The sequence below is a fragment of the Flavobacterium sp. 11 genome, assembly GCF_002754315.1.
Taxonomy (GTDB): domain Bacteria; phylum Bacteroidota; class Bacteroidia; order Flavobacteriales; family Flavobacteriaceae; genus Flavobacterium; species Flavobacterium algoritolerans.
Map to the genome: position 1 here is coordinate 2,183,650 of NZ_PEFE01000001.1, position 25,958 is coordinate 2,209,607.

General features: G+C 35.1%; 21 protein-coding genes and 1 tRNA gene. 7 read left to right on the top strand and 15 right to left on the bottom strand.

The window, feature by feature from the left end; translation table 11 throughout:
* Positions 1 to 71: 71 nt before the first annotated feature.
* Both CLV00_RS16660 and CLV00_RS09515 read right to left on the bottom strand, forming a co-directional pair.
* Positions 72 to 2,627: an endonuclease gene (locus CLV00_RS16660; protein ID WP_369800933.1), complete on the bottom strand. Its 2,556-nt coding sequence runs from the start codon at positions 2,625 to 2,627 to the stop codon at positions 72 to 74.
* A 237-nt stretch (positions 2,628 to 2,864) separates the two neighbouring features.
* Positions 2,865 to 4,391, bottom strand: a complete 1,527-nt coding sequence (locus CLV00_RS09515; protein ID WP_099714911.1) for a hypothetical protein — start codon at positions 4,389 to 4,391, stop codon at positions 2,865 to 2,867.
* A 137-nt stretch (positions 4,392 to 4,528) separates the two neighbouring features.
* Between CLV00_RS09515 and CLV00_RS09520 the strand changes: the two genes are divergently transcribed.
* From CLV00_RS09520 to CLV00_RS09540, 5 genes are all read left to right on the top strand, one after another.
* On the top strand, positions 4,529 to 4,963 hold the full coding sequence (locus CLV00_RS09520) for a PaaI family thioesterase (RefSeq protein ID WP_099714913.1): 435 nt from the start codon (positions 4,529 to 4,531) through the stop codon (positions 4,961 to 4,963).
* Between the two features lie 129 nt (positions 4,964 to 5,092).
* Positions 5,093 to 6,172 (top strand): isochorismate synthase, encoded by a 1,080-nt coding sequence (locus CLV00_RS09525; RefSeq protein WP_099714915.1) that lies wholly within the window; start codon positions 5,093 to 5,095, stop codon positions 6,170 to 6,172.
* 56 nt (positions 6,173 to 6,228) lie between these two features.
* On the top strand, positions 6,229 to 6,945 hold the full coding sequence (gene bshB1, locus CLV00_RS09530) for a bacillithiol biosynthesis deacetylase BshB1 (protein ID WP_099714917.1): 717 nt from the start codon (positions 6,229 to 6,231) through the stop codon (positions 6,943 to 6,945).
* 75 nt (positions 6,946 to 7,020) lie between these two features.
* Positions 7,021 to 7,094: transfer RNA gene (locus CLV00_RS09535), tRNA-His, on the top strand.
* A gap of 311 nt (positions 7,095 to 7,405) precedes the next feature.
* Positions 7,406 to 8,602, top strand: coding sequence for a PAS domain-containing sensor histidine kinase (locus CLV00_RS09540; RefSeq protein ID WP_099714919.1), 1,197 nt, complete (start codon positions 7,406 to 7,408; stop codon positions 8,600 to 8,602).
* Between the two features lie 185 nt (positions 8,603 to 8,787).
* Here the strand turns inward: CLV00_RS09540 and CLV00_RS09545 are convergent, their stop codons facing one another.
* From CLV00_RS09545 to CLV00_RS09565, 5 genes are all read right to left on the bottom strand, one after another.
* Positions 8,788 to 9,801: a M28 family metallopeptidase gene (locus CLV00_RS09545; RefSeq protein ID WP_099714921.1), complete on the bottom strand. Its 1,014-nt coding sequence runs from the start codon at positions 9,799 to 9,801 to the stop codon at positions 8,788 to 8,790.
* Positions 9,802 to 9,806: 5 nt separating this feature from the next.
* Positions 9,807 to 10,820: a DUF3667 domain-containing protein gene (locus CLV00_RS09550; protein ID WP_099714923.1), complete on the bottom strand. Its 1,014-nt coding sequence runs from the start codon at positions 10,818 to 10,820 to the stop codon at positions 9,807 to 9,809.
* A gap of 100 nt (positions 10,821 to 10,920) precedes the next feature.
* Positions 10,921 to 11,691 (bottom strand): dienelactone hydrolase family protein, encoded by a 771-nt coding sequence (locus CLV00_RS09555; RefSeq protein ID WP_099714925.1) that lies wholly within the window; start codon positions 11,689 to 11,691, stop codon positions 10,921 to 10,923.
* A 112-nt stretch (positions 11,692 to 11,803) separates the two neighbouring features.
* Entirely contained in the window at positions 11,804 to 14,005 is a 2,202-nt protein-coding gene (locus tag CLV00_RS09560) for a penicillin acylase family protein (RefSeq protein WP_233206878.1), read from the bottom strand.
* Between the two features lie 16 nt (positions 14,006 to 14,021).
* Complete coding sequence (locus CLV00_RS09565; protein ID WP_099714929.1) at positions 14,022 to 14,474, bottom strand: Lrp/AsnC family transcriptional regulator; 453 nt, start codon at positions 14,472 to 14,474, stop codon at positions 14,022 to 14,024.
* 230 nt (positions 14,475 to 14,704) lie between these two features.
* Here CLV00_RS09565 and rocD point away from each other — a divergent pair, with 230 nt between their 5' ends.
* Both rocD and CLV00_RS09575 read left to right on the top strand, forming a co-directional pair.
* A complete protein-coding gene (gene rocD, locus CLV00_RS09570) occupies positions 14,705 to 15,988 on the top strand; it encodes an ornithine--oxo-acid transaminase (protein ID WP_099714931.1) in 1,284 nt (427 codons plus the stop codon).
* An 11-nt stretch (positions 15,989 to 15,999) separates the two neighbouring features.
* Positions 16,000 to 16,962 (top strand): arginase, encoded by a 963-nt coding sequence (locus tag CLV00_RS09575; RefSeq protein ID WP_099714933.1) that lies wholly within the window; start codon positions 16,000 to 16,002, stop codon positions 16,960 to 16,962.
* A 93-nt stretch (positions 16,963 to 17,055) separates the two neighbouring features.
* Here the strand turns inward: CLV00_RS09575 and CLV00_RS09580 are convergent, their stop codons facing one another.
* The 8 genes from CLV00_RS09580 to CLV00_RS09615 form a co-directional block, all read right to left on the bottom strand.
* Complete coding sequence (locus CLV00_RS09580; RefSeq protein WP_099714935.1) at positions 17,056 to 18,447, bottom strand: RagB/SusD family nutrient uptake outer membrane protein; 1,392 nt, start codon at positions 18,445 to 18,447, stop codon at positions 17,056 to 17,058.
* Between the two features lie 11 nt (positions 18,448 to 18,458).
* The gene (locus CLV00_RS09585; RefSeq protein WP_099714937.1) at positions 18,459 to 21,446 is read right to left on the bottom strand and encodes a TonB-dependent receptor; all 2,988 of its coding nucleotides are present in this window, start codon (positions 21,444 to 21,446) and stop codon (positions 18,459 to 18,461) included.
* A gap of 389 nt (positions 21,447 to 21,835) precedes the next feature.
* Positions 21,836 to 22,894 (bottom strand): ArsO family NAD(P)H-dependent flavin-containing monooxygenase, encoded by a 1,059-nt coding sequence (locus tag CLV00_RS09590; RefSeq protein ID WP_099714939.1) that lies wholly within the window; start codon positions 22,892 to 22,894, stop codon positions 21,836 to 21,838.
* A 12-nt stretch (positions 22,895 to 22,906) separates the two neighbouring features.
* Positions 22,907 to 23,956, bottom strand: coding sequence for an ACR3 family arsenite efflux transporter (gene arsB / locus CLV00_RS09595; protein ID WP_099714941.1), 1,050 nt, complete (start codon positions 23,954 to 23,956; stop codon positions 22,907 to 22,909).
* On the bottom strand, positions 23,956 to 24,591 hold the full coding sequence (locus CLV00_RS09600; RefSeq protein WP_199074786.1) for a low molecular weight phosphatase family protein: 636 nt from the start codon (positions 24,589 to 24,591) through the stop codon (positions 23,956 to 23,958). Before CLV00_RS09600 ends, arsB begins: the two co-directional genes overlap by 1 nt.
* A 15-nt stretch (positions 24,592 to 24,606) precedes the next feature.
* A complete protein-coding gene (locus CLV00_RS09605) occupies positions 24,607 to 25,077 on the bottom strand; it encodes a DUF6428 family protein (protein ID WP_099714943.1) in 471 nt (156 codons plus the stop codon).
* Between the two features lie 19 nt (positions 25,078 to 25,096).
* Positions 25,097 to 25,429 carry a helix-turn-helix transcriptional regulator gene (locus CLV00_RS09610; RefSeq protein WP_099714945.1) on the bottom strand — a complete coding sequence of 111 codons (333 nt, stop codon included), beginning with the start codon at positions 25,427 to 25,429 and terminating at the stop codon, positions 25,097 to 25,099.
* 85 nt (positions 25,430 to 25,514) lie between these two features.
* Positions 25,515 to 25,898, bottom strand: coding sequence for a hypothetical protein (locus tag CLV00_RS09615; protein WP_099714947.1), 384 nt, complete (start codon positions 25,896 to 25,898; stop codon positions 25,515 to 25,517).
* Between the last annotated feature and the right edge of the window lie 60 nt (positions 25,899 to 25,958).

The window sequence follows — 25,958 nt, forward strand, 5'->3', positions numbered from 1 at the left end:
TGCGGTGCAAATTTAGTCAATTAAGATTAAATTTTGGGTAAAAAAAAAGCGGCAATTTGCCGCTTTCTTAATTAGTTGATTATTAATTTCTTGATGACCGAATTTGAATCGATGGTAACTCGAACTAAGTACGTTCCTTTTGCAATATTTGGCAGCGTAATTTCTGATTTGGTACTGTTTTCTTCTCCGAAAATTTTCTGACCAATTATAGAATAAATTTCGATAGCATACATTTTATTCGAATTGTTGATAGAAAAATTTCCATTAGATGGATTTGGATAGATAGCAATATCATTTATGTCAAGAGCAACACTGGTTTTTGGTGTTTTTTCAACCATACGACTTCCTAAATTGTTACAGGTGTCTGAAGTGTAAGAGTCCCATTGTGCTGTTTTATTGAAAGTGGTAGTTGGAGACGTAACGGTTGCTTTTCTTCTGATTGTTTCATCAGCTGCAAAGTTTGCTGTTCCGCCGTTAAAAGTTCCAATGATGTCAATTAGGACTCCATTTTTGAATAAACCTACAGCATCATTTCCATTAAAAGCCATTTCAGTTGCTGATGTAGAAAGATTAGCCGAACTTATAGGATAACAAGTGGATGCCATCAAACTATTTACAATCGTGAATTTACTTCCGTTATTCAGCGTTCCGGTTAAGGCTAGTCCAGTACTCCAAGCACCGGCACCGTTGGTTTGTTTTTTGATACTGTAAATCGATAAATTAATCGCTCCGCCTGTTGCATTTGAAATTTCCAACGCTTTATTGTTTGACGAACCTTCAATATATTCAGAAAATAATAAATCTGTTGCAGTGGAGCCACCGCTAGTTGTAGTAACATTGACAACATTGCTTGAAGCAGAAATATTTCCGGCTGCATCCTTAGCTTTTACAGAAAAAGTATAGGCTGTTGCAGCAGTTAATCCCGTAACATTATACGTTGTCGTTGAAACGGTACCTAATAATGTAGTTCCTCTATATACGTTGTATCCGGTTACTCCAACATTGTCCGTTGCAGCAGTCCAAGATAAAGTGGTTGTAGTTTGAGTTGTTCCAGAAGCTGTCAAAGTTGTAGGTGCTGATGGAGCAGTTGTATCTGCAGTTCCGGCAACTATATTTACCGTATAATCCTCTACTTGACCATACGGAATAGCTTCACAAGAAGTTGGAATGGCATTGTATTTCATGGAAACTCTCATTCTGGTAGTTCCTAATGCAGCCGAAACTGGTATCGTGATTGTTCCTGTTGCCGGAGTTGTTGTAGAAGTGGCTTTCGACCAAACTAATTCTCCTGCATCTGTAAATAATCCGTTTTTGTTATAATCAATCCAAACCGCATATCCTTCGCTGTAAACAGAGCTTGTCCATGACGGTGTAATGGTAATGGTATTTGCCGTTCCAGAAGTTGCATTTGTAGTTAATGCAGTGAAATTTTCATAACCTGCAGTTCCGGTAGAGGTGTTATTTATAGAACCAAAAACAACTTTTCCTATTTTTTCATCGGCAGTACTGTTTCCTTGAGAAGCACAATACGTAATTGATGTTCCGGCAGCAGTTGTATCATTAACTACGTTACTTGAAGCCGAAGAATTTCCTGCTGCATCTTTGGCAACAACATAAACCGTATAGGCTGTTGAAGCTGTTAATCCAGTGATAGTAGTCGTTGTTCCGGTTACTGTTGTTTTTAAAGCGCTGTTCATGTATACATTATATCCAGTCACTCCAATATTGTCAGTTGAAGCCGTCCAGCTTAATGAAACGGAGTTTGATGTTGTTCCGGTAGCTACTAAATTAGTTGGAGTAGTAGGGGCTTGTGCATCAGCGGTTGGGTTCCAAATCGACTGTACATATTCTGGGTGGTCAATGTATGGATTTCTATTGTTTTGAGCCGTATAAATAGCATTGTTACGAGCGATTTCTCGAGTACTAACTGGATCTTGATTGTGCCAAGTGATCAATAGGTTTAAAAAAGCAGTAGTGAAAACTTGATTACTGGTACCATTAAACATTGCATAAGAATATCCGGCAACAGTATTCTCATAACGTGTGGCAAAATAGAAATACATACGTGCGATATCACCTTTGAATTCGTTGATAGGTTCAAAAATAGGTCCGGAATAACCAGAAGTTGTACTTGCTCCAAGTTTACCTCCGTTTAATGAAGTCCAAGTTGGAGAAGTTACCGGTCCGTGTGGATAATTAGAACGTTGTCCATTTACTTTTCCGTCAGTTGGTGTGATGAAATGCGCATCCGAAACCATTGGTGATTGTTCGCTAAAAACAGATTGCGGAATAATGTGCTCTCTATTGTAACAATCGCCCTCTACGCTATAGGTTCCACATCTTTGTGTAGTTCCTGCGGAGTAATTATAGGGATCTGTTCCGGTTGGATTTTCAGAATACATGTCTAAAATTGTGGCGTCATTTTCAAAGTAATAATCCCTGTCGGATGTTTGATATATGGTATATAAACCTGCATATCCGTTATCAGTATGTCCTTTGATGATGTTGTATAATTGTGTTTTCAAGGTGTAGCCAGATCCCGTGGCGGTGTTATAATAGCCACTTGGTATTTGGGCTATCGCAGCAGTGACAAACAGTAATAATAAGGCAGAGTAGATTTTTTTCATAATTTAAATTTGTTTTGGTTATTGGGGTTAGTTTCGGTTTTTAAAAACTTGATTTTCAAATCTTAAAATACTGAAGACGCGCAAATTTATAACTTTTATGATGGGTTATGTTAAGAAATTATGAAGTTAATTAAGATTTTCTTAACATAATTATTAACATTTTAAGGAAAGTAGTTTTACTCTTACTTTAGAAGAAAACAGAAATGAAAATTGGAATTGGAGTTAAAGCAATGGTGTTTATTTTGGAAAAACTTTGTTTTGATACGCACCCAAATCTGGCGGTAAAGTTCTTGTGTTTCCTATAATATCAAGCGGAATCAAATACGCCGAATTCCCTTTTGCGAAAGCTGCTGAGGTTTCGTCAATATTGAATTTGTTCTGTGATGTATTGAAAAATTTCGGGTCTTTGTTCAAAATTATAGCATTGTAATGTGTGGTGTCAGTATTGAATTGATAATCGGGATTCGTCGTAAATTGATTGGATACGTTATCAAATTTAATCAGGCAATTGTTGAATTGGTATTCAAAAGCAGCCCCCGTTTTCTTGTTTAAACTCATTTCGTTTGAGTACGACCCATAAATGATACAATTGTTAAATGTGGCTGCGGTTAAATCTTTCACTTCCGGAACTGCTCCCAAAATATAATTGCTTACCAAAACCGCCACTTGTTGTGAGCTGTTCCAGTTATTGTTGAAGGTGGAATGTGTAAACGAATAATTTCCGCCATAAGAACACGCTAAACTGGCTTGTCCGGCATTATTGATAACTAAATTTTCGCCTTTGATTTTTGCGGTTTGCGCCAAAATTCCGTAGTTACTGCTATTGTAGATTTGGGTATTTTTGATAGAAACTGTTGTGCCATCATTGTTTTGAATTAACAAACCAATGGTTGCATTTTTAATCGTTAGGTGATTCAATGTATTATTTGTACTGCCATCAGTAAGCCAAATGGTGCCCCATTGTCCCGGCACATCTGAAAAATCCGGTTCTAAACGGTCGCCTTCAAAAATGACTTCGTTTTCAAGCTTATCCGTTGTTGATAATGTTCCATTGATATTTATTGAGGCATTATTGGCTACAATAAGCCCGGAATTTGCATGGAAATGAACTCTGGTTCCTGCTTCAAAAGTGGCAGTCTTATTCGAAGGAACAGCTGCGTAACCATAAATAACATAAGGCTTGTCATTGGTAAACTGCAATTCATTCCCATTTACAGGATCGTTTTCATCAAGAAAAAATCCATCAATTTTTTCGTCTCCAATAGGAAGTGTTTCTGTGGTTCCGTCAGCAAAACGTTTTGGATAAAGAAAAACTGCATCTTGAATCAGCGTTACCAGTTCCACATTTTGAAGATTTTCGCCACTGTCAAACTGAATTTGATCCGTGTATAAAAAATCATTTGGATTTGCATCAGTAATATTAGCGGTTGTTTCTATGAAAATATACAAACTGTCTTTGGCTAAAAGATCCACATTATTGAAAATTTTCCCGTCAGTTCCCTGCATTCCATCAACGGTCATTCTATATTTTGAGCTCAATCCTTTTCCTAATTTAATGCTTGGAATGGTAATGTCGTTTTTACTTTTGTTGTACACTTTGAGTCGGTATGTACTGGAACCTATGTTAGTAAAAACGGTATCTAAATAAATGGTGTCTTTCGAAAATGTCAAATCACCAGTACTTGCTACGGTCTCAAAATCGGAACGACAGGAAAAAACAGAAAGCACTATTCCAATAAAAAGCAGTAATGTAATGGGACGCATTTAGTTAGATTTTTTGTAAAAATAGGAAAAATCTAATATTAATGTAGCCGATTTTAGATTTGTATTTACAATAACAATTGCAATTACTGTTTTGTGACTTATCTTTTATTTATTTTTACATTTTAAAAGCTAATAACATGACATTCGACAAAGAAAAAATACTTCAGTATTGCAATCACATTTCTAAAAACACCTTAATGCAAACTCTGAATATTGAATATACTGATGCAGGAGAAGATTTTTTAGTAGCCACAATGCCCGTGAATCCGTCCGTACATCAACCAATGGGATTGTTGCATGGCGGTGCTTCTGTGGCTTTGGCAGAAAGTGTGGGCAGTGCCGCTTCTATGCTTTATGTAAATTCTGAACTAAGCGAAGTGCGGGGAATTGAGATTTCAGCCAATCATTTGAAAGCAAAACGGGACGGAATTGTAACGGCAACCGCCAAAATTGTCCACAAGGGCCGAAGTATACATCTTTGGGAAATACGAATTACTGATGAAAACAATAATTTAATCTCACTTTGTAAGCTTACGAATATGGTTTTACCAAAAAGAAAAAGCAGAGATTAAATAGGGAAGCAATTGTAGCTAAAGCCATAAGACAGCTTCTGGAAAAATTGACTAATATGGTTTTGAAAAAATCCAACAAATAAGAATACCTGATGTTTTAATGAAATTTATATTTTAAATAAATTGAATATGATTGATTTTTTTATAAAAGTAAAGCAACAAGAAACGCAACATTTACCTTTCGTTATATATCGAAAGCCTAATACAAGTAGATTAATTGGTTATTTTCAAAAAAATGACCACTTGTATTTTGCTGAAAATTTCAATGAAATGGGATTTGTTTTCGCTCCTTTTGACGGTAATCAAATGATACTGATGCCAAAAGAACAATCTGTAAAATGGGATGCAGAGTTGCCTTCTTTTGAAGAAAGTTTCCATTCGGGTGTTGCGTTTCCAGAAAATGAAGAAGCCAAAGAACATTTTATTACGTTAGTTCAAAAAGGTGTTGATGCCATCAAAAAAGGGCTTTTAAATAAAGTGGTTTTGTCGAGAGAGGAAATTGTTGCTGTGCCTAATTTTGATTTGGTTTCTGTTTTTACAAAATTGCTTCAATCGTATCCATCAGCTTTTACCTATTGCTGGTTTCACCCAAAAATTGGCTTGTGGATGGGCGCTACGCCAGAGCAATTATTGAAAGCCAATAAAAATAAATTTTACACGATGGCTTTGGCGGGAACGCAAACTTTTCAAGGTTCATCAGATATTGTTTGGGAGAAAAAAGAGAAAGAGGAGCAGCAATTTGTAACGGATTTCATTTTGAATAATCTAGAAAGTGTAACATCTGAAGTGACAATCTCAAGTCCCTACACATTAAAAGCAGGTAATTTGTTGCACATTAAAACTGATATTGAAGGGATAATAGATGCCAATTCAAATTTGAAAGAAGTGGTTTCTATTTTGCATCCAACTCCCGCTGTTTGTGGACTTCCTAAAGATAAAGCTAAAGCATTTATTTTTGAAAATGAAGGTTATAATAGAGAATACTATTCGGGATTTTTGGGTGAGTTGAATAAAAAAGGAATTGATATTCAAAAATCAAAAACAGACTTGTTTGTAAACTTACGATGTATGCAAATTAAGATTGCTTCGGACCCCACAATGACAAAAGCGCATTTGTATATGGGTTGTGGTGTCACAAAAGACAGTATTCCAGAGCATGAATGGAAGGAAAGCGTCAATAAATCAATGACAATGAAAAAGGTATTGTAACGAATGTAGTTTCAATATCATTAGGGCTTAAATATTAAAAAAATAAATGAAATGAAATGAAATTAGATATACTTGCTTTTGGTGCGCATCCTGATGATGTGGAATTGGGTTGTGCAGGAACCATTTTAAAAGAAATCTCTTTGGGGAAGACAGTTGGAATTATTGATTTGACACGTGGCGAATTAGGAACTCGAGGTTCAGCCGAAATCAGAGATCAAGAAGCGAATGCTGCTGCTAAAATTCTAGGTGTTTCAGCGCGTGAAAATTTAGAAATGAGAGATGGCTTTTTTGTTAATGATGAAAAGCACCAATTAGAGATCATAAAAATGATTCGCAAGTACCAACCCGAAATTGTTTTGTGTAATGCAATCGATGATCGTCATATTGATCATGCAAAAGGGAGTAAGCTAGTGTCTGACGCTTGTTTTTTATCCGGATTAATGAAGATTGAAACTATATTAGAAGGAGAGAAACAAACGGCTTGGCGACCAAAATTAGTCTATCATTACATACAGTGGAAAAATATAGAACCGGATTTTGTGGTCGACATTACAGGATTCACCGATAAAAAAATTGAATCTATTTTGGCGTACGGTTCTCAGTTTTACGATGCAAATTCTAATGAACCAGAGTCGCCAATAACCAGTAAAAACTTTCTGGAAAGCCTGAATTACCGTTCCAGAGATTTAGGAAGGCTTACAGGAGTAGATCATGCGGAAGGTTTTACCGTAGAAAGATATTTGGCAGTCAATAGCTTAGGAGATTTGATATAAATTTCATGTAATTTTTTAAAAAAAATATTTGCAGAAGTAAACTTATGTCGTATATTTGCCACCGCTAAGCAAATGGTGGTTGTAGCTCAGCTGGTTAGAGCATCGGTTTGTGGTACCGAGGGTCGCCGGTTCGAACCCGGTCATCCACCCAAAAGGCAAAAGCCTCGAAGAAATTCGAGGCTTTTTTTGTGGGATAAAGTTTCGTGAGATAGTAGACACTATTTTATTGGCTTGAAAATTGTAAATGGGAAATAGTATCAGAGTGGAATAGAAGAAGTCTTTTGGGATTTTAGGATTAAACCAATTAAGGATATAACTTTTCGGACATAAATTACTGTTAGGGGTTATATTATTTGTTTTAGATACTTCGTATTTTCTTTTGTGTATCTTTGGACGCATTGCATAGTTAAATCAACCTAAAATAAGCTTTCAAAACTTTAAATATTATTTACATAATTTAATGGAAAACGAGAAAATCAATTCTAAAATTCTTAAAAGTAATTACATTCCAACAGCCGAGTTTTATAGCCAAATAATTGATAGTTTACAAGATTATTCAATTTTTACTCTTGATAATGAATTTGTAATTAATAGCTGGAGTTCAGGTTCAACCAAAATATTTGGATATGAACCAGACGAAATTATAGGACAGCATTTTGATGTTATTTTTACTGAAGAAGACATACAAAATGGTATTCCGCAAACAGAAATTCAAGCTGCATTAGTAGAGGGAAGAGCTACGGATAACAGATGGCACATTTGTAAGGACAGAAGTATTTTTTATGCTTATGGTTTAGTTTTTCCACTTACTGGAATTGATGGAGAGATGTTGGGTTATGTTAAAATCTTACGAGATTTGACTGAGAGAAAGAAATCAGAGGATGCCATAAAGAAATATGTAAAAGAACTGGAAGACCTTAATACACATAAAGAGAATGTTCTTGCAATTGTTTCTCATGATTTAAGAAGTCCGTTGTCCGGAATTATCGGAACGGCAGAATATTTGAAAACAAATCTGGACCGATTAGAATCCACAAAGGCAAAAGAAATGCTTGATTTACTTCATAAAACGGCAGTAGATGAGTTAAACATGCTAGATAATTTAGTGGAATGGGCCAGAATAAAATATGCATCGGAAGTGTTCTCTCCAGCAAAAATTGAGCTTTTTGATTATGCACAAAAAGTTTTTGAATCATTGCATGACGCAGCTGCTTTGAATTCCATAAATCTCCGTAATGAAATAGGACCTAATATCAGTGTTTTTGCAGATGGGAAAATGTTGCTTTCTGTTTTTCAAAATATAATTTCTAATGCTATCAAGCATTCTTTACCTGGAGGAGAAATTATCGTTTTGGCAAAAATTGAAGCTGAAAAAGTATTAATTCAGATAAAGGATTCTGGAATTGGAATGTCCAAAGACGTGCAAAGCAAACTTTTTACCCCACAAATGAGTACGCTTTCTAAAGCAAGGAAAGATAACAAAGGTGCCGGAATTGGATTGTTATTAGTGAAAGGATTTTTAGAAAAAAATGACGGGGAAATATGGGTTGAAAGTGTGGAAGGAATTGGTTCTTCTTTTTATTTCACATTGCCTCTTGAGGAACCTTTGCATAAAATTGATAGCGTTGATAAAATAGAATTTGACGAAAGGGTTTAATTGATTAAATGATAAAAAAAAGAGCTTCGGATTACTTCGAAGCTCTTTTTTTATGGGGTTTGCACAAGGGATAGCAGTGGAAATCCTTTATTGTCTCGTTTTTTAACGTGACAATAAAGATTGTAACGTATAGCCCGACCACGCTGTAGCGCTAGCGAAAGCGTGAATGTGCCCAAATGCTCTATCTATTTTTTATCTACAATAGGTCTTTCGGTACGGTTTGCCAGTTCCCAAGCGGTTACAAATGCAAATTTGGCTCTTTTTGTTAATGCATCGTATTCAATTTTGTCAGGACTATCTGTTGGTTTGTGATAATCAGCATGAACTCCGTTGAAAAGGAATACAGACGGAACGCCATTTTTAGCAAAGTTGTAATGGTCAGAACGCTCATAGAAATGGTTTGGATCTTTAGGATCATTGTATTTATAATCTAAATCCAAATTAGTGTATTTAGCGTTTGCAATGGTACAAATATTATCTAGATCAGTCGATAAGCGGTTTGCGCCAATAACGTATACATAATTGTTGCTGCCCGCATGAGCTTCATCACGACGGCCTATCATGTCAATATTGATGTCGGTAATGGTGTTTGCTAATGGAAACAAAGGGTTTTCTGAATAGTATCTGGAACCATGCAAACCGTGTTCCTCGCCGGTAACGTGAAGAAACAGGATAGAGCGTTTTGGACCGTGACCTTCTTTTTTAGCGATTTGGAATGCTTGTGCAATTTCAAGAAGCGCAACAGTTCCTGAGCCATCATCATCAGCACCATTGTAAATTTCTCCATTTTTTGCACCTACGTGATCGTAATGGGCAGAAATTACAAGAACTTCATTTGGTTTTTCAGAACCTTCGATATAGGCCCAAATGTTTTCGGAATCCGGTAAGTTTTCATTGCGTTTGGCATTTAAGAAAGCTGCTGGGATTTTTTGGTAATAGTCAGAAGCGGCAGTTGGAAAAGGAACGGCGTTTTTCTTGTATTGATCGATGAGGTAAACACCTGCTTTCTTTTGTCCTGCAGATCCTGTTTCACGGCCTTCCATTTCATCCGAAGCGACAATGTAAAGATGTGTTTTTAATTCGTCAGCAGTAATTGTATTCATATATTTTGTAGGGTCGGTATTTGCTATACTGATTTTTTGAGTGGTACAGCTCATGGTTAAAACAACCATTAGACCTAATAAAGGGATTTTTTTCATGTTTTTTAATGTAAATTGATAAATGTATAAATGGCAAAAATTGATAATATAATAATGATTAATATGAAGTTGATGAAAAATAGTAAACTGCTTTTTAGAAAGGAGATAAAGCGGGTTTCTCCATAAAAACGATGGTGCGCCGGAAAGAAATAATAAACCATCCATCCAATTCCTACGAAATTAGTGATTACCTGTATGAAAGTTACAAGACCTAGTTCTGAAAATGGAGTCAATCCTTTGTTAATTAAAAACAATAACAAAAACAGCAATAACAAAAATGAAAAATAATGTAAGGTAAAAATACCATGATCAAAGTAATACCAGCGTTTTTTGTTGTGGAAAAGCCACAGAAAAAAAGCAAAAATTGGCATGAATACAAATAGAACTTTGGGTAAATTATGGGTAAAGGAGCTTATGAATTTTTCAATAATTTCGCTTTGGGTATTATTTTCTTTAACGATTTGGATTTTTTTATTCATCCAATAACTGAAATCAGATAATTTTTCTGACTCAGGAGCATGCTTTTGAATAGAGTCTAATTGTTCGACGGAATCATATCCAAAATTGATCAATTCATCCTCGTCTTTTGGATCAGTTTTACTTTTTTTAACGGAATCATTTTTGGATATAGTATTTTGAAATGATTTGTTTTTGGTGGTAAAGATAGCTTCCTTTTCGGTAGTTTTTTCTGAAGAATTGATTTCACTAGGAAAAATGGCAATCAATAGAAACGTAATAAAACTTATAAAAATGTACAATCTGACAGGAGCCAAATAAGACAATCGTTTTCCGGAAAGGTATTCTTTAGTTAGTGCAGAAGGCTTGAATAAAAGATTTTTTATGGTTCTCCAAAAAGCGTTTTCATAATGTGTTAAATCTTCAAAAAAATGAACAAAGAGGTGATGAAACGTCTTTCGGGTATCAGTATTTTCTTGCCCACAATTAGGGCAGAATCTATTTTCAACCACATATCTGCAATTAAGACACGTTTTGTCGTTTCTGATTTTACTTTTTGACATAAAAAAAACAGTATAAATTCTAGAATTTTGTTAAATTTTAATCTATAAAACTAACAAAAAAACCGAACTTATACTGTTTTTAAAAAATATATTTAAAAAATTATTTCAAAACTTCTTTTAAGAAAGCATTCATACGTTCCCATGAACGTTTAGCAGCTTTTTCGTTGTAAGCGGCTCCTTTAGAATTATCATTCCCAGCTTCAGGTTCTGTAAAAGCATGTACTGAATTAGCGTAATAAATCATTTCCCAATCCGCTTTTGTATCTCTCATTTCTTGTTGAAAAGCAGTTACTTCTGTAGCTGGAACATAAGGGTCATCAGCACCGTGAAGCACTAAAATTTTTGCAGCAATTGGATTATTTACTCTTGCAGCATCTCGTCCTAAACCACCATGGAAAGAAACTGCTCCTTGGATTTTCATTCCTGCTCTTGCAGCTTCAAGTACGCCAGTTCCCCCAAAACAATAACCTATGACAACAATATTATCTGGATTTGCACCTGCTTTCACTAATTGGTCTAGAGCAAGTTGAATGCGTCTTTGATAATCAGCTACATTATTTTTATAAATACCAGCTTGTTTTCCGGCTTCTTGCGTGTTTGTTGGGTAGTTTCCTTCACCATAAATATCAGCTACAAAAGCATAATAGCCCATGTTTGACAATTTTTCTGCAGATTGTTTTGAATGCGTATCAATTCCTTTCCAAGCGGGAAGGATTAAGATTCCAGGTTTAGTTTTGCTTCCTTTTTTAGGTGCAATTGACAAACCATTTAATTTTTGATTTCCATCCGTGTACTTTACTGCTTTCAATTGTGCAAATGCGCCATTGGAAAGCAATAGAAATCCTAATAAAGCAAAGAAGATATTTTTCATATTGGGTGTTTTTATTTTTACAAATGTCTCAATTAATTAGTCCAAAAATTAGGGCTTTGATTTTTTTAATTTATAACTGTATATTTAATCTTTATGATGAAGAGTTAAAAAACTATTCGCCGGGATGATACTTTTTTTCGGCATTTTTTTGAACATCATCTTTATAAAATAATACATCTTTAAATTGTCCTTTTCGGTACATTTCAGCCTGATCATAAAAATGTTTCGATTTTGGATCTCCGCTGTTTCCGCCTGCCAGTAAAGATTTTGCTTTTATTTTTGTTCCAAATTCTACTGCGCATACAAAACTATTACCGTTAGTGCCATAACGCTTTTTGGTATCTTTTTGATAATTGCTTTTGAAGGCGGGTAAACTTCCCCAAAGCGCGGGTCCGTATCCAATAGGTAGACTTTCCAGGGCATCATTATAATTCATAGCAATCTCGCCTGAAGTTCTCTGGAAACGATTGATTTCTCCCCAAGTAATTTGCCAGGTTCCAAATTTCATTTTCAATTCGTTTATAACTGTTTGTAGTTGAGGAAGCACTTGGTCTGGTGTTGCATTTTTTACAAAATTACGCGTGTTTTCCACTTGGTCCATTTCGCCTTCATTAGTATATACTTTTTGAATAATTGGGTTTAATCTATAAGCCCATTCCACAGCTAAGGTTGTCGCGACAGAATTCTCTTTGGCATAATAATCCCAATTTTTCAATATCGTTATTGGTTCTGACAGTTCTGTGTAAAGAGGATTATTGGCACTGATGTTTTTTTCGAAGCTGGAAATTAAAGATGGAATTAAAAATTCGAATGCCGTCAGTTTCGTGTCATAACCGTCGGCAATTACTTTGTCCAATGTATAGGTATTGCCTTTACTTAATAGTCGAACCGCATTCAATCCTCTGAAACTTTCTCCATCTGGCGCCATGTAAGGCAAATAGTTTTCCTCTTTTGGACTATTGTCACCAGCCACGGTATAAGGCGTAGAATTACAGTTTTGCAACCAGCCGTTTATGGGATTATAGGAATGAACTGTTTCTGAAACTTCGTGCAATCCTTTCCATTGCGTTGCCGGTGTTGTGCCGTCCATCACTTTTGACCAATTCAGTTTTTTGTCTCGAATAGGAATAAAATTCCCATGCCAGTAGGCAATATTTCCCTCTTTATCCGCATAGACAGTATTGTTTGAGGTATTGGCTTTCAAATTCATTGCCGTTCTATACTCTTCAAAACTTTTTGATTTTGTTCTCACCCAGCTTTGTTCCAGACTTTTCATCGAGCGATTATTCGATTTCAAGCTAATCCATTTTCCGTCTCTTTTGGCCATGATTGGACCGTGATTGGTGTAATAGGTGTTGAATGTTTTAGGGACCAGTTTCCCGTTTTCAAGATACTTGATGGTTATTTTTTTCTCGATAATCCGAACTAATTTATTATCGTATTCGTAAAATAGTTTGTTGTTTTTGGTTACGATTTTCTCGGCATACATATCGGCTACATCCACATTTGATGAGGTATGCATCCAACCACAGTTTTCATTAAATCCTTGGTATATAAAAAATTGTCCCCATGTTACTGCTCCGTAGGCATTCAATCCTTCTTCACTGCTCATCTGTATTTCGGGGCGAAAATAAAAAGAGGTATGTGGATTAATGTATAAAATCGCATTTCCCGATGCTGTTTTAGAAGGAGCAATTGCAAATCCGTTGGAACCAGTTTGTACGTCTTTTTCACGTTCTATGTAGGCCACTTTATCCGTGTTTCCGGAATAAAAAGCTTTCAATTCTCCGGTTGAAAGATCAGCGGTACTGATTGCCCCAATACTTCCGTCTGTCCAAAGTAATGGAAACCAAGGTTCAAAATGAGTCAATAAAGCGGGTTTTACTTCGGGGTGATTGTGCAGGTAAAAGTTGATTCCGTCCGCATAACTGTTTAATAATTTTTTCAACCAAGGTGCTGCTTTTTTATAATCGGCTTTTGCTTCCTCGGTGTCAATTAAAAGTTTAATTTCTAAATCATTGTATAAAACCGATTGTCCTTTGATTTCGGAAAGGCGTCCTAATTTTTCAATGTAATTCATTTCTACCCGTTTGAAATCGTCTTCACATTGCGCGTACAACATTCCAAAAACGGCATCAGCATCGGTTTTGCCATATACATGCGCAATTCCCCAATTGTCTCGGATAATGGTCACTTGTTGCGAGAGTTTTTTTAGTCTTGCTATTTCTTGGTTTGATATCTTTTGTGAAAACATGGAGAAACTAAAACAAAAAACTAGAATTGTAAGCAGCAAATGATTCTTGAAATATTTCATTTTATGGAATATTATGTTAGAGACTTACATTTCTTTTGAAAGCGCAACCCAATTCGATTATAGAATCCGTTTTGGCAATACCGGGAATGTTATCTATTTTTTCATATAGAACTTTGCGCATGTGTTCGTGATCTCTGGCAATAATTTTTATGTAAAGAGTAAAAGATCCGGTGATGTAATAGCATTCCGTGATTTCTGGAATGTTTTTCAGTTCTTCAATAATCCTGTCAGAATCTTGATCTTTATTTAAGGTAATTCCAGTAAAAGAGCCCCAATCGTAACCCACTTTTTTTTCATTGATTACAGGCTTTATCCCTGTAATTATTCCTTGTTCCATTAATCTGTTGATGCGTTGATGCACCATTGTATTTGATATTTTTAGATTAGTAGCTATGGCTGAATACGCCATTCTTCCGTCTTTTTCTAATTCTTTGATAATATTGATGTCGAATTCGTCTAATATATCCATGTTGGTTTGATTATAAATGATGCTTTTGTATTTGTATAAAAGTACTTATTTTTATTTATTTCGAAATGCATCTGTAAATTGAATTGTAAATTTAAAAATGACTTATTTTTAATCTAAATTAAGAAAATATTTTCAAATAGTATCTTTATAAAAGTCAAAATATTTATTTTTATTGGTAAATTAAAAAAAAATAGTAATTTTGTACTTTATTATATTAAAATAGAAACATCATGACACATACAGAACAAAACCTTTCTTCAAAATCTGAAGCGTTGATAGCAAAAGAGAATCAATACGGAGCTCACAATTACCATCCTTTACCTGTAGTTTTAGAAAAAGGCGAAGGTGTTTATGTTTGGGATGTAGACGGAAAAAAATATTATGATTTTTTATCGGCATATTCTGCCGTAAATCAAGGACATTGTCATCCAAAAATTGTTGGTGCCATGATAAAACAAGCGCAAACATTGACTTTGACTTCACGTGCTTTCCATAATGATCAATTAGGACCGTATGAAGAATATGTAACCAAGTATTTTGGTTTTGATAAAGTATTACCTATGAATACTGGTGCTGAAGCAGTGGAAACTGCTTTGAAATTATGTAGAAAATGGGCGTATGAGGTAAAAGGAATTCCTGAAAATCAAGCGCAAATAATCGTTTGTGAAAACAATTTTCACGGAAGAACAACAACAATTATTTCATTTTCGAATGATGAAACTGCTCGTAAAAGCTTTGGACCATTCACGGCCGGATTTATAAAAATTCCATACGATGATGTCGAAGCTTTGGAAAACGTATTAAAATCAACACCAAATATAGCAGGATTTTTAGTGGAACCTATTCAAGGTGAAGCAGGAGTGTATGTTCCTACCGAAGGATATTTGGCAAGAACTAAAGCGCTTTGTGAAGCACACAATGTTTTATTTATTGCTGATGAAGTGCAAACAGGAATTGCACGTACAGGAAGATTATTGGCAACTTGTGGAAATTGTGAGTGTAAAAAAGGATGTGAAGGTAAACCAGAAGTGAAACCTGATATTCTTATTTTAGGGAAAGCAATTTCTGGTGGTGTGTATCCTGTTTCGGCAGTTTTAGCCAATGATCACATTATGAATGTCATTAAACCGGGACAACACGGCTCTACTTTTGGAGGAAATCCTATTGCGGCAGCTGTTGCTATTGCAGCGCTTGAAGTGGTAAAAGAGGAGAATTTGGCACAAAATGCGGCTTACTTAGGCGAAGTTTTAAGAACAGGACTTAACGAGATTGCTTCCAGAAATTCATTAATTACATTGGTTAGAGGAAAAGGATTATTGAATGCCATTGTTATCAATTGTGATGAAGAATCTGATTTGGCTTGGAATATTTGTATGAAATTCAGCGAATACGGATTATTGGCAAAACCAACACATGGTAATAAAATTCGTTTAGCACCGCCATTAGTAATTACTGAATCTCAGATTTATGAGTGTTTGGGTATTATCGAAAGAGCTTTAAACGATTTCAGATAATTTAAGCGATAATGGGAAAAGCGATAAAATTAATAAAAAACAGATCTGATATAGGTGCTGGTACGCGAGGTTCTGACTTGGGGATTGATGCTATCGAAATCGCTGCAATTAATCAAAACAGTGATTATTTTAATCAATTTGAATTTGAAGATGTAAAAACACACAACGAATCCATTTATGATAAAAATCGGAGTACTTCTGCTAAAAGAATTGAGCATGTTGTAGAGCAGTGCACCAGAGTTTGTAATGCGGTAAAGAAAAATTTAGCAGGGAATTATTTTCCAATTGTTTTATCAGGAGATCATTCTTCAGCATTAGGGACTTTAAGTGGAATAAAAGCAACTTTTCCGGAGCAAAATATTGGTGTGTTTTGGATTGATGCCCATGCTGATTTGCATTCGCCTTACACTTCACCATCGGGAAATATTCATGGAATGCCATTATCAGCGGCTCTTGCGGATGATAATTTGAGTTGCCAGAATAATGATGTAGCTCCAGAAACCAAACAACATTGGGAGGAAATGAAAAATATAGGGTATAAAGGGCCAAAAGTTTTGGCTGAAAATCTGATTTATTTTGGAGTTCGTGATACTGAAGATGAGGAAGATAAGCAAATTGAAAAATTGAATATCAAGAATTATAAGGTTGATGAAGTGCGTTACAGAGGATTGGAAACGTGTGTCGCTGAAGCTTTGTCAAAATTAACGCATTGTGAAGTTTTGTATATTTCTTTTGATGTGGATTCCATGGATTGTGATATGATTTCTTATGGAACAGGTACACCGGTTCCCAAAGGTTTTGATCAGTACGAAATCATAGCAATTATCAATCAAATTATCCAAACAAAAAAAGTTGTTTGCATTGAATTTGTGGAGGTAAATCCTTTATTGGACACCAAAGGAAATAAAATGGCAGAAACTGCTTTTGAGGTTTTGGAAGCTATAACGACAACACTTGTTCTTCCTATTGAATAGTTTATTTTTTTTAATACATAGAAAAGCCCGAAATCAAATTTTAGATTTCGGGCTTTTTATTTAATGGTTTTTTAAAAGGATATTTTAAAAGGATTAACTTCCGTATCCAGGATTTTGCGTGATTTTACTATTTGTATCCGTTTCTCTTAATGGAATTGGGAATACTAAAGTGTTATCATTATATGGAATCAATTCAGATCCATCAGCAAAAACATCAATAGAACCTTTTGTTCTTTTTAAATCATGAATTGCAAAGCCTTCCATTGCTAATTCCAATTCGCGTTCTCTTAAAATAGTAGCTAAGGTAACGGTTATGAAATTTGTCGCATTTGCACGTGTTCTCAGTAAATTGATGTCAGCCACCGGAGTGTTACCAACAAAAGTTCCAGCTCTGAAATTTGCTTCGGCTCTAATAAGGTACATCTCAGCCAAACGAATTAAAGGAACATCTCCAAATTGATCGGTGTATTTAGAAGTCAATCTTCTTCCGTTGTCTGGGTTGATGTAATTAAAATTACGTCTTTCGTCAGCTGGGTCAGTAAATTTAGCTAAATAAGTAGATCTTATTTCGATATCGCCACCACGTCCACCATTGTCTTCGGAAGCATATAAATTTGTCACTTCATTTTCTCCTGTTTGTTTAGTGATTTGTATAGCAAAAATATCCTCACTCTGATTGACATCATGATTGAAAGCATTTGCATATTTAGGAGATAAAGCACGTCCGCTATTTTCAATTACATCATGAGCAGCATCTCTGGCAGCAGGATAATTTCCTTGTTGCAAATATACTCTCGCTAATAAAGCTTTGGCTGCATATTTATCAGCATAAAAACTATTGTCTTCCGGAAGATCATTGTAAGCCAAGTTTAAACCTGAAATTATTAGCGCATAAACTTCATCTACAGTGCTTCTTTCTTTTGCTAAATCAATAGTGAAATCATAAATTGCATTTGGTCTGATAACAACACCTAATTGGGTATTTGCTTGACCTGCTTCATATGGTTTTGCAAAAAATCGAACCAAATCAAAGTATGCCATTGACTTTAAAAAAGTAGCCTCGGCAATCATTGTAGTTTGTCTTTCGGGATCTTGAACTTTATCTATGTTTTCAATAACTGTATTGGCAGCATTGATTATTTGATAGTTTCGAGTATAAATTTGCTGAACAAAAGTATTGTTAACTAAAATAGTTTTAGAATACATTTGTCGGCATTCGCCAAAAGTACCTCTCCATCTAAAATCAGTTGTCGCTGTTATACCAGTTTGTGCCAATAAATCGGCAGAGGTCAATATTCTACCACCATATACATCACCATCTGCAGCTGTAGCATAGGCACCTGTTAATATGTTAATGATGCCTGTTTCAGTAGTTAATGTTACTGAAGCATCTTCATTTTGTTTGGGATCTATTTCTAATTCATTGTCACAACTTGCAAAAAAAGTAGCGAAGAGAATAAATAGGATTAATTTATTTGATTTCATTTTTTTAATTTTTAAAAATTAATATTTACTCCTAAAGCAATAGTTCTGGATGGTGGAGCTGAGTAAAATTCTTCTCCAATACCTGTATCATCTCTTCTTGCTTCTGGGTCATAACCAGAATAATTTGTAAAAGTAAGTAAGTTAACTCCTGTAGCGTAAAAGCGTACACTGCTCATTCCTAAATCTTTTACCGTGTTACTTGGTAAAGAATATCCTATTGTTAAGTTTCTTAAACGAACAAAATCAGACTTGTCTAAAAATCGAGTTGATTCTTGTGTTCCGTTACTTCCGTATAATCTGGCTTGAGGAACATTAGTAATATCACCCGGATTTTGCCAACGGTTTAATTGGTCTATGGTTTGATTGTCAAAATAGTCAGCTGCAACCGATTGGTATTTACCGGCAGAGTTGTAAATACTAGCTCCCCATTCTCCTTGGAATGTAAAAGAAAAATCAAGCCCTTTGTAATTAATTGTATTGGTTAAACCAGCCATCAATGTAGGGAAAGGATTTCCTGAAACCACTCTTTTTGCTTCAGAGTAATCGTTAGTTGTTGATTTATCCAAAGATCCATCAGCGTTAGCGGTATTTTTTACAAAAAGGGCATCTCCATTCGCAGGATCAACTCCAGCATATTCTACCAAGTAAAAGGAAGATATATTTTCTCCCACTCTGTTAATCGTAAATGAGCTCACAATATCTTGATTGTTATTTGGCATTGACAATACTTCAGATTGGTTGGTAGTTACATTAAAGCTAGTATTCCATTTTAAATTATCTGAATCAATATTTTTTGTATTCAATGTAAATTCGACTCCGCTACTTTGTACTTCTCCAATATTTTGGTTGATTGTAGTTGCTCCGGAACTTATTGATAATGGAACACTAAAAAGTAAGCCATCCGTATTTTTTTTGTAATAATCGGCTTCAATGCTGATGCGGTTTAGCAAACCAAATTCAACACCAAAATCAACTTGAGTAGATTTTTCCCAAGTAAGATCATCGTTCCCAGCTTGAGAGAAAGAAAGTCCTGATTTTAAGTTATAAGGATTTGATCCGTACAATTGGCGTGAAGCAAAATTACCCAATTCGGCATTACCTAATTTACCCCAGCTTCCTTTTAATTTTAAGAAAGTCAAAGTAGGATTATCTTTTAAGAAGCTTTCTTCAGACATGATCCATCCTGCAGAAAATGCCGGAAAAGTACCAAATCTATTGTTTTTACCAAAACGGGAAGAACCATCACGACGGATACTCGCTTTGAAGATGTATTTGTCATCATATGAATAGGTAACTCTACCAAATTGTGATACAAATGTATAATCAGTTTCATTTCCTGAACCACCAGATACTTCTGCACCTCCATCAACAGTTTGGAAAGAATCATTTGGGAAATAGATACTAGTTACACTTTGAAACCTACGGTTGAATTTATTAAACTCCATACCAGCAACCGCATTTACGTCATGTTTTTCACCAAAGGTTTTGTCAAAAGTCAGGTAATTACTGTAAATATAAGTTTCATTGTTTACAGAAGTAGCAAAAACTTCTCCGTCAGTTGCCATAAAAGGGGAGTTTTTACCATACCAAGCATCCTCCGTTTGTGATAACAAGTCATAGGAGAAATCAGAATTTACTTTTAAAGAAGGAATGATTTTAAATTCTCCATATGCTTTACCGGTAACTCTTCTCATGATTGTTTTCCAGAACGAATTGTCAATAGCCAATAAAAAGTTGGCATACAATGTATTTGGATTTGCCGTTCCGTCATCTAAACGAGCAGGAGATAATGGTGATTGTGCGACAGCCTGTAAAGGAGTAGTAAAGGAGTTGTCATCCTGCACACGGTCAATTTCTGATCTGGAGAAACTTAAATTCATACCAGCAGTAAAACGATCCGATATTTTGTGTGACACGTTTGTTCTTGCGGTAACTCTTTCTAGTGCATTACTGTTTATAATACCAGTTGTATTGTTATAAGCTCCAGAAAAGAAATATTTTGTATTGGCATCACCTCCGGATACTGAAAAATCAGCATCAGTATTGAATCCGTCTTGGAATGCAGTTTCTTGCCAGTCAGTATCTACTTCTCTGTTTCTCCAGTCTGTACCTTGAGCTAAGAAATCAAAAGTATCTTCAGCTTCAGCGGCATCACCAAGTCCATTAATAGATGCTTCAGTGAATAACTCTACATATTGATCTGCATTCAACCATTTTCTTTTGTTAGTAGCTTGACTAACGCCTTGTGAAAGGTTTATAGAAAACGTTCCTTTTCCTTCTTTTCCTCTTTTGGTAGTAATCAAAACAACTCCATTTGCACCTCTAGCACCGTAAATTGCGGCAGAAGATGCGTCTTTAAGGACGTCAATTGATTCAATTTCGTTAGTACTTAAAGTCAATAATGGGTTAGTTGGCGCTCCATTACTTGATTCGTTTGAAGTAACTAAAGGAATTCCATCTAATACATATAAAGGTTGTGTTCCTGCGCTGATACTTGCAGCACCACGAACACGAATATTTATTCCTCCATCAACTTTACCATTTGTCTGTGTGATTTGTACTCCGGCTAATTTACCAACTAAGGCATTTTGAACATTGGATACTGGAATTTGTTGGATGTCTTTTGCTGTAACGCGGGCAATGTTATCGGTTAATTTCTTTTTACTTTGAGTACCGTAACCTACTACAACAACTGTTTCTAATTGATTTGAGGCATCACTCAATTTAATTAACATCGAAGAAGATGCAGGAACCTCAATAGTTTTCATTCCTACAAAACTGACAATCAATAGTTGGCCTTTTTTAGCATTAATGGTAAAATCACCATCAAATCCAGTTTGGGTACTAATGTTGGTCCCTTTTACAATAATATTTGCGCCAGGAACGGGCAGTCCACCCATGTCAGTAACTTTACCTGACAATGTACTTTCTTGAGCAAATGTCAATTGTACAGTCAGTACAATGAGTAAACTCAAAAAATGCTTCAAATTAATTTTCATTTTTGGATTATTTAAGATTAGCTAGTCAAATATCCAAATAAAATGTTAATTAAAGGAGATTATGCGTGTAAAATCTCTTATTTTGATGTTTTTTGTCAATAATTTAAAATTTAAAATATAAAAAAACGGTATTCGTAAAAATATCGCTTTAGTGTGTTTAATCTTGTATTAGGTTTTGAGTAATGTGTAATCTAATAAATTCATGAATTCGTTTCAAAACCCATTAGCGATAATTAAAAAAAAGTCCTTTGTGTGGGTTTATTTATATTATATTATCGTTTTGATTCCATGGGTCAAAAACAAATTCAAAACGGACATTGTTGAAATTTATAAGAGACAATAAATTCATTTAAACCACTAGAATCAACGGATTTTTGTGATAAACTGATTTAGATTTGCTGCAGATATTCTATGATTTCGTTACAAGTTTGTTTGGCATTTCTGTTGATTCCAATGAGTGTTGCTGATGCATAGCCAGTCCAACTGCCGTAACCCGCTAGCCATAATCCGGAAATTTCAGTTGCTTTGCTTTCTTCGGTTTTTACAATGCCGCGCTCATCTGCTGAAACAATATTTTTCAAAAAAGACGTAGTATAACCAAAACCCGTACACCATATTATAGCATCAAAATCTTCTTGGGTTCCGTCAGACCAAAGTACACCGTTTTCATATATGCTTTCAAAACTACCACTTGAAGTCAGAATTCCTCTGGATCGAGCTTCTTTTACTGGCGGCACCATTACAATATTTCCCAAATCATAATTGGCGGCATTAAATGGTTTTCCTTCTTTTTCAGCATTGTATTTGGCAGTTGCCACATTGAAAAGATAAAATCCGTCTACTTCATCCGGTAAATAGTGCGGTAGTTTTCTGGTTGACCATTTCACGGTGGTGACTTTAGAAACTTCTGCTACAATTTGCGCACCCGAATTTCCTTCGCCAACAACCAGAACCTTTAAATTCCTAAACTCTTCCGGATTTTTATAATTAGCAGAATGGATTTGAATTCCTTTGAAAGTTTCTATTCCTTTAATCTTTGGAATAAAAGGATTGTTCCAAGTTCCTGCCGCAGCAATTATTGCTTTTGAAAAATAGATTCCTTCATTGGTGTAAACTTTGAATATTTTATTTTCAAAAGTTATGTTTTCTACAGTAACGGAGCGCTCTATCGGTAGTTCGTAACGCTTTTCATATTGGCACAAATAATCGATTACTTCTTGTTTTAAAGGAAACAGATTTTCAGATTTTGGCATCAGCCAACCCGGCAAAGAACTATGCTCGGCAGGAGAAAAAAGCGTGAGACTGTCCCAAGCATGAAGCCAGGAACCACCGCACTTTTCTTCTTTATCCAATATGAGGAAGTTTATTTTATGGCGTCGTAAATAATACCCGCAAGCCAATCCGCTTTGTCCGCCACCAATAACAATAACATCCAGAATTTTGTGCATTGGGATTGTACTTTAAGTTGTTTTAGTATAATATTTTTTCTTTAGCCAAAAAGCAACATTTACTAGAATAATCAAAGCTGGAACTTCTACTAATGGCCCAATGACTCCTGCAAATGCCTGTCCGCTATTGATTCCGAAAACGCCAATAGAAACTGCAATTGCTAATTCAAAATTATTTCCGGATGCGGTGAAGGAAAGCGCAACGGCATCTCTATAATTGGCTCCAATTTTTTTGGAAACAAAAAACATCAGGAAAAACATAATAGCAAAGAAAATCACAAGTGGAACGGCGATTCTAACCACATCCAAAGGTAAATCAACAATCATTTCGCCTTTTAGACTGAACATGACAACGATTGTAAAAAGCAAAGCAATCAAAGTAATGGGAGAAACAAACGGAATAAACTTTTGATTGAACCATTTATCGCCAATGAATTTCTTGATGGCATAGCGGCTAATGATTGCTAATGCAAATGGAATGCCTAAATAAATTCCAACAGTTGTGGCAATTTGGGCAACCGTAATATTTAATTCCAAGCCTTTTATTCCAAATAATGGCAGCATGATTTCCAAATAAAAATACGCATACAATCCAAAAAAGAACACTTGAAGCAAACTATTAATTCCGATTAAGCCCGCTGTTAATTCCCTATTTCCTTCGGCTAATTCATTCCAGACAATCACCATGGCTATGCAAGGAGCAATCCCAATTATGATTAAACCCGTCATGTATTCCGGATAATCTTTTAAAAAGAATGTTGCCAATGAAAACATTAAAAACGGACCAATAATCCAAGTGATGAAGAAAGAGGCGGTGAGTAATTTTGGCTTTTCAAACATTAAAGAAATTTTTGAAAAATCAATTTTAGTCAAAGGTGGATACATCATCACTATTAATCCAATTGCCAGAGGAACATTGGTCGTTCCGCTTGAAAAGGAATTGATAAAGCCGCTGCTGGAAGGTATAAAATAGCCAATGGAAACGCCAATTATCATTGCCAGAAATATCCAAAGTGTCAAGTAACTATCAAGGAAGTTTAATCTTTTTTTATGTAATGCCATTAGTATGATTTTATTTTGGAGAATACATAGAACATTTCAGTTGCAATTTGCAAACTGCGTTCCTGATATTTTTCTGCTTGTTGAGGCGTATTATCAAATGCTTTTGGATCTTCAAATGTGATGGGAATACGTTTTTCTGCACCTGCAATAAACGGACAACCGCCATCAGCCTGTGAGCAAGTCATAATCGCTGCAAATTCACTTTGGGGATTAAAATCATCATCATAGGTTTTTGAAAAACCAATAATAGGATGTTCATTCTCCGCATATTTTATGGCATAAATGGGATTATTACCTGCTGCAATGATTTTGATTTTAAAGCCAGATTGTTCCAATGTTTTGGCAGCCATAGGAAATAATGCCGTGGCTTCGGTTCCGCCAGAATAACAAAATACATTTTTTATATTGAAATGTGCGGCTGCAGTTTGTGCCCAAACCTGTGATAAATGGCTTCTTCTGGAATTATGGGTACAAATCAAGTTCAGCCTGATTTCTTGCTGATTCGATGTTTTTGCTTGAATAAAATCAATTAGCGGTTGCAAAATAATTTTTCGCTCTGATGATATACTTTCAAAATCAAAAGCAGAGATTATTTTTTCAATTTCTGGAAATAGAATGGTTTTGGTTAGTGTCATTTTATAGTTTTAAAATTAGCAACAACCTCCGCCGGGTGTGCAGCTATTAGTTTGGCTTGAAATTTCAGATAATTTTACTTTTTGTTTTTCTACTGGAATGCCACATTGGTCTTGAGCTAAACAAGCTGTTTGTTTATTCAAAAGCGTGAATACTTTTCCATTGAAACCTAAGTCATATTTACCAATCGTTTCGGCTTGGTATTCTACTTCAATTTCGTAATCTTCGATTCCTAATACTTTCTCTGAAAGAGCGATAATATCCAAAAGTTTTTTTGGCTTTAATCGGTGTTCGAAATCATTAGCATCCCATAATTGGAAATTTACTACAGTTTCTTTTCTTACTTTTCCACCGCAATCAATAAAGTTTTTGGTGATTAAGCCCACTTCAGTTACGTGAAAATGTTCTGGAACATAGGTTCCGTTTGGTAATACAAAAACAACGTTTTCTAACGTGCTCAACTCTTTTTTAATTTCTGATAATTTCATGATTCTTGTAATTTAAAAATTAACAACATTGATTTTTCTTGTTCTCTAAATAGGTATTGATGTGCTGAAAAAAGCCCTTTATTTTATTAAAACCTTCTTCGTTAAGGCAATAGCAAATGGCATTTCCTTCAAAATTGCCTTTTATAAGTCCGGCATTTTTTAGTTCTTTCAAATGCTGCGAAATAGTAGGTTGGGCTAGTGGCAGTTCGTTTACAATATCGCCACACACACAACTGTTTACTTTGATGAGGTGTTGTATAATAGCAATACGTGCAGGATGGCCTATGGCTTTCGCTAAAGTTGCCAATTCGTTTTGCTCGTCTGTAAAATGTTCTGATTTAGTAATTCCCATCGTTATATATTTATATTGCAATATTACGATATAGATATGTAAAAACAAAATTTAGAATAGTAAATTTTTAAAAGTCATTCAAAATTCACATCCATTTCGATAGAAAATCAATCAGTTCTTCTCTCAATTCTCTAAAAAGTTTTTCAAAAACGGCAATACTTTCTCGGTGCTTTTTATGGTCTGAAAATTTTTCTTGATCAATTGCATTTGGATTCTTTTGTACAGCTGCCTTAAGATACGATTCGTGACTTTTAATATCGTGATTTAAGATATCTATCTGTTCCTTTTGAATAATCAGCTGATTATGAAAATAATCTGCCAGGGAGCGTACCTCATTTGAAGTATTCTTTTCTGCAACCTCCGTAATTCGATCAGCCATAATTTTAAGCTCATCTTTATAGAACAAAAGTTTGTTTAGCCACGTTTTATGTTCTTCGTGTAATTCATAAATTGTTTTTTTAGTTTCCATTTTTTTGTCTTTTTAATAATTTGAGTTTTTCTTTATTTTAATAAAAATTGTAAAAGGGAA

Excerpts from the sequence above, each read along its gene's own strand:
- CLV00_RS09540 (WP_099714919.1), top strand. The coding sequence starts at position 7,406 with ATGGAAAACGAGAAAATCAATTCTAAAATTCTTAAAAGTAATTACATT.
- CLV00_RS09580 (WP_099714935.1), bottom strand. The coding sequence starts at position 18,447 with ATGAAATCAAATAAATTAATCCTATTTATTCTCTTCGCTACTTTTTTT.
- CLV00_RS09520 (WP_099714913.1), top strand. The coding sequence starts at position 4,529 with ATGACATTCGACAAAGAAAAAATACTTCAGTATTGCAATCACATTTCT.
- CLV00_RS09555 (WP_099714925.1), bottom strand. The coding sequence starts at position 11,691 with ATGAAAAATATCTTCTTTGCTTTATTAGGATTTCTATTGCTTTCCAAT.
- CLV00_RS09515 (WP_099714911.1), bottom strand. The coding sequence starts at position 4,391 with ATGCGTCCCATTACATTACTGCTTTTTATTGGAATAGTGCTTTCTGTT.
- CLV00_RS09575 (WP_099714933.1), top strand. The coding sequence starts at position 16,000 with ATGGGAAAAGCGATAAAATTAATAAAAAACAGATCTGATATAGGTGCT.
- CLV00_RS09545 (WP_099714921.1), bottom strand. The coding sequence starts at position 9,801 with ATGAAAAAAATCCCTTTATTAGGTCTAATGGTTGTTTTAACCATGAGC.
- bshB1 (WP_099714917.1), top strand. The coding sequence starts at position 6,229 with ATGAAATTAGATATACTTGCTTTTGGTGCGCATCCTGATGATGTGGAA.
- CLV00_RS09560 (WP_233206878.1), bottom strand. The coding sequence starts at position 14,005 with ATGAAATATTTCAAGAATCATTTGCTGCTTACAATTCTAGTTTTTTGT.
- CLV00_RS09605 (WP_099714943.1), bottom strand. The coding sequence starts at position 25,077 with ATGAAATTATCAGAAATTAAAAAAGAGTTGAGCACGTTAGAAAACGTT.
- CLV00_RS09565 (WP_099714929.1), bottom strand. The coding sequence starts at position 14,474 with ATGGATATATTAGACGAATTCGACATCAATATTATCAAAGAATTAGAA.
- CLV00_RS09585 (WP_099714937.1), bottom strand. The coding sequence starts at position 21,446 with ATGAAAATTAATTTGAAGCATTTTTTGAGTTTACTCATTGTACTGACT.
- CLV00_RS09610 (WP_099714945.1), bottom strand. The coding sequence starts at position 25,429 with ATGGGAATTACTAAATCAGAACATTTTACAGACGAGCAAAACGAATTG.
- rocD (WP_099714931.1), top strand. The coding sequence starts at position 14,705 with ATGACACATACAGAACAAAACCTTTCTTCAAAATCTGAAGCGTTGATA.
- CLV00_RS09615 (WP_099714947.1), bottom strand. The coding sequence starts at position 25,898 with ATGGAAACTAAAAAAACAATTTATGAATTACACGAAGAACATAAAACG.
- arsB (WP_099714941.1), bottom strand. The coding sequence starts at position 23,956 with ATGGCATTACATAAAAAAAGATTAAACTTCCTTGATAGTTACTTGACA.
- CLV00_RS09550 (WP_099714923.1), bottom strand. The coding sequence starts at position 10,820 with ATGTCAAAAAGTAAAATCAGAAACGACAAAACGTGTCTTAATTGCAGA.
- CLV00_RS16660 (WP_369800933.1), bottom strand. The coding sequence starts at position 2,627 with ATGAAAAAAATCTACTCTGCCTTATTATTACTGTTTGTCACTGCTGCG.
- CLV00_RS09525 (WP_099714915.1), top strand. The coding sequence starts at position 5,093 with ATGATTGATTTTTTTATAAAAGTAAAGCAACAAGAAACGCAACATTTA.
- CLV00_RS09600 (WP_199074786.1), bottom strand. The coding sequence starts at position 24,591 with ATGACACTAACCAAAACCATTCTATTTCCAGAAATTGAAAAAATAATC.
- CLV00_RS09590 (WP_099714939.1), bottom strand. The coding sequence starts at position 22,894 with ATGCACAAAATTCTGGATGTTATTGTTATTGGTGGCGGACAAAGCGGA.